Origin of the sequence: Phycicoccus flavus (genome assembly GCF_004025965.2) — a bacterium.
GTDB classification, from domain to species: Bacteria; Actinomycetota; Actinomycetes; order Actinomycetales; family Dermatophilaceae; genus Phycicoccus; species Phycicoccus flavus.
On the sequence record NZ_SAYU02000132.1, the window covers coordinates 1 to 3,164 of the forward strand.

At 75.0% G+C, this 3,164-nt stretch carries 5 protein-coding genes; 4 read left to right on the forward strand and 1 reads right to left on the reverse strand.

What is annotated here, in order from left to right; translation table 11 throughout:
- Positions 1–810, forward strand: an 810-nt coding sequence (locus EPD83_RS20045) for an HDIG domain-containing metalloprotein (RefSeq protein WP_128367153.1), incomplete at its 5' end; no start/stop codon positions are given.
- A gap of 34 nt (positions 811–844) precedes the next feature.
- On the opposite strand, the gene EPD83_RS20050 is transcribed toward EPD83_RS20045, so the two are convergent.
- Positions 845–1,480, reverse strand: coding sequence for a YceI family protein (locus EPD83_RS20050; RefSeq protein ID WP_128367152.1), 636 nt, complete (start codon positions 1,478–1,480; stop codon positions 845–847).
- Positions 1,481–1,733: 253 nt separating this feature from the next.
- Between EPD83_RS20050 and EPD83_RS20055 the strand changes: the two genes are divergently transcribed.
- The 3 genes from EPD83_RS20055 to EPD83_RS20065 form a co-directional block, all read left to right on the forward strand.
- Positions 1,734–2,210 (forward strand): hypothetical protein, encoded by a 477-nt coding sequence (locus EPD83_RS20055; protein WP_128367151.1) that lies wholly within the window; start codon positions 1,734–1,736, stop codon positions 2,208–2,210.
- Positions 2,207–2,950, forward strand: coding sequence for a PP2C family protein-serine/threonine phosphatase (locus EPD83_RS20060; protein WP_128367150.1), 744 nt, complete (start codon positions 2,207–2,209; stop codon positions 2,948–2,950). The genes EPD83_RS20055 and EPD83_RS20060 overlap by 4 nt, the downstream gene beginning before the upstream one ends.
- Positions 2,947–3,164, forward strand: a 218-nt coding sequence (locus EPD83_RS20065) for a hypothetical protein (protein ID WP_165567063.1), incomplete at its 3' end; no start/stop codon positions are given. The genes EPD83_RS20060 and EPD83_RS20065, both read left to right, overlap by 4 nt.

Below are 3,164 nucleotides of genomic sequence, written 5' to 3' on the forward strand. Positions count from 1 at the left end.
ACCGCCGCGCACCCGCGCGCCGGGCTCGAGCTGCTCGTGGCGTCCGGGATCGCGCAGCTCGTCCTGCCGGAGCTGCCCGCCCTCCGACTCGAGGTCGACGAGCACCACCGCCACAAGGACGTCTACGACCACTCGATGATCGTCCTCGAGCAGGCCATGGACCTCGAGGGTCCGTCGGACGGCCCGCCGGAGTCGGTGCCCGGGCCGGACCTCGTCCTGCGTCTCGCCGCGCTGCTCCACGACATCGGCAAGCCGGCGACGCGCCGCTTCGAGTCCGGCGGCGGGGTGTCCTTCCACCACCACGAGGTCGTCGGCGCCAAGCTCGTCGCCAAGCGGCTCAAGGCGCTGCGGTTCGACAAGGACACGACGAGGAAGGTGGCGCGCCTCGTCGAGCTGCACCTGCGCTTCCACGGGTACGGCGACGGCCAGTGGACGGACTCCGCGGTGCGCCGCTACGTGGTCGACGCCGGCGACCTGCTGCCCCGGCTCCACCGGCTGACCCGTGCCGACTGCACGACCCGCAACGTCAAGAAGGCCCGCCGGCTGGCCGCCGCGTACGACGACCTCGAGGTGCGGATCGAGCGGCTGCAGGCGGAGGAGGAGTTCAAGGCGCTGCGCCCCGAGCTCGACGGCAACGAGATCGCGCAGGTGCTCGGCATCAGCCCCGGTCCCGTGCTCGGCCGGGCCTACAAGCACCTCCTGCAGGTGCGCACCGACGACGGTCCGGTCGGCAAGGACGTCGCCCGTGAGCGCCTGCTCGCGTGGTGGGCCGAGCAGCCCGAGTCGGCACAGGGGCCGTCCGGCGGCTGACGGCGCCGAGACGGCGCCGTGGTGACGCGGTGGGTCAGGAGGCCTCGGCCGTGGCGTCGGGCTGCGGGACGGCCTCGGCCTCGGGCCCCCCGTCGGACTCGGCCGCGGACTCGACGACGGCCTCGCGCTTGACCGCCGAGATCTCGAACTCCAGGGTGATCCGCTCGGAGACCAGGACGCCCCCGGAGTCCAGCGGCATGTTCCACTCCAGGCCGTAGTCACGGCGGTTGACCTTGCGGGTGCCCTCGAACCCGGCGCGGACGACGCCGAACGCGTCCCTCTCGACGCCGCTCAGGGCGATGGGGATGCTCAGCGACTGGGTGACGTCCTTGATCGTCAGGTCGCCGGTGACGAGGTAGGCGTTGTCCTCGATCTCCTCGACGCGGGTGCTGACGAAGGTGATGTCCGGGTAGGTCTCGACGTCGAAGAAGTCGGGGCTGCGCAGGTGCGCGTCGCGGTCCGGCGTGCGGGTGTCGACGCTCGCGGCCTTGAGGGTGATCTCGACGTGCGAGGCGTCCATGTCCTCGAGGTCGGCGTGCACGTGGCCCTCGACCTCGTTGAACGAGCCGCGGACGGTCGTGATCATCGCGTGCCGGGCCGAGAAGCCGATCCGCGTGTGCTGCGGGTCGAAGTCCCAGTCTCCCCCGAGCGTCGTAGCCGTGTCGGTCATGGCGCCTCTCCACCGGATTCTGACGGTCCGCAGCACGGTGCTGCTCCGGCAGTGTGGCAGAAGTGCACAGGGTTGCACGAGGGATCGGCAGGATCCAACAGGGCCGGCCGTCGCCCGGTCCGGGCGCCTCCGCGCGGCGCGGCCACCCGGGCGGGGACCACGGGCGAGTCGCCGCAAGGCCGGGCCGGGCGTCCGCGGCGCGGTCTAGGCTCGCTCCGACCACCGCCTCCGACGCCGCCCGAGGGAATGCCGTATGCCCGTCGTCACCCATCCGGGCCCCACCGCCCCGGCCGCGCCCACCGTGTCGCTGGAGACCCCGGACCGGTGGAGCGCGCTGCCCGCCGGCGACGCCCTGCTGCGCGCCTCCGGCCCCGGCGCCCGGGGCGGCGCCGTCACCGTCGTCGTCCGGCACCTCGTCCGCCCGGGTCAGGACCCGGTGACCGCCGTGCTCGACGGCTCGGCCGCCGCGGCCGGTCCCCCCGGGACGCGGGTCGAGGACGCGTTCGCCGTCCTGATCCGCGGCCGGGAGTGGCAGGCCCGCCACGTCGGCTGGGACGACGCCGGCGTGCCCGTGCTCGAGGTCCACCTGGTGACGGCGCTCCCGCCCGCCGAGGGCGCCGGGCGTCACCTGCTCGTCGTCGGCCGGGCCCGCGGCCACGGCCTCGAGGAGGACCACGAGGTCCTCCGGGCGGTCCTGGACACCCTCCTCGTCGACGGGGACGCCGGATGAGCGCCGCGCCGCTGCGGGTGCGGGCCGCCGGGGCCACCGACGTGGGCGTCGTGCGCGACCACAACGAGGACGACCACGTCGTCGGCGAGCGCGTGTTCGTCGTCGCCGACGGCATGGGTGGTCACGCGGCCGGCGAGGTCGCCTCACGGCTCGTCGTCGAGACGTTCGCCGGGCTCGACGCCGCCGCGGCCACCGGCCCGGAGGACGTCGCGGCTGCCGTGGCCGAGGCCAACCGCCGCATCCTCGCCTCCGCCGCCGAGCACCCCGAGCGGGCGGGGATGGGGACGACGGCCACGGGTCTCGTCCTCGTCGCCGACGCCGTGCCGGCCCGCTGGGTCGTCCTCAACGTCGGCGACTCGCGCGTCTACCGGCTGGCCGGGGACGGGCTGCGGCAGCTGACCACCGACCACTCCGAGGTCCGCAAGCTGCTCGAGGCCGGGCTCATCGACGAGGACGAGCTGTCGACCCACCCGCTGCGCAACGTCATCACCCGCTCGGTGGGCCTGGAGCCCGCCCCGGAGCCGGACCTGTGGGAGCGCGACGCCGAGCCGGGCGAGACCTTCGTCGTGTGCAGCGACGGCCTGACCAACGAGCTGGGCGACGACGACCTCGAGCGCCTCCTGCGGGAGAACCCCGACCCGCAGGACGCCGCCGACGCCCTCGTCGCCGCCGCGGTGCAGGCCGGCGGCCGGGACAACGTCACCGTCGTCGTCGTGACGGTCGACGGCGCGGGGTCGTGAGCGCCGTCCCGCCCGACGGGGACCGCTTCGTCGAGGTCACCGGCCCCGGTCTGGTCGCCGTCGTCGAGCCGGGGGCGTGGGGGGCCGGCCGGCTCGCGGCCGCCGCGGACGACGGGCTGCTCGCGCTGCTGGACCTGCTGTGCGGCGACGGCCTGGACGCGGCGCCGGCCTTCGGGATCGTCCTCGACGACGGGTCCCGGCTCCGCCTCCTCCT

What these genes read in the sequence shown, in the direction of transcription:
- EPD83_RS20050 (WP_128367152.1), bottom strand. Translation starts at nt 1,480, where the DNA reads ATGACCGACACGGCTACGACGCTCGGGGGAGACTGGGACTTCGACCCG.
- EPD83_RS20055 (WP_128367151.1), top strand. Translation starts at nt 1,734, where the DNA reads ATGCCCGTCGTCACCCATCCGGGCCCCACCGCCCCGGCCGCGCCCACC.
- EPD83_RS20060 (WP_128367150.1), top strand. Translation starts at nt 2,207, where the DNA reads ATGAGCGCCGCGCCGCTGCGGGTGCGGGCCGCCGGGGCCACCGACGTG.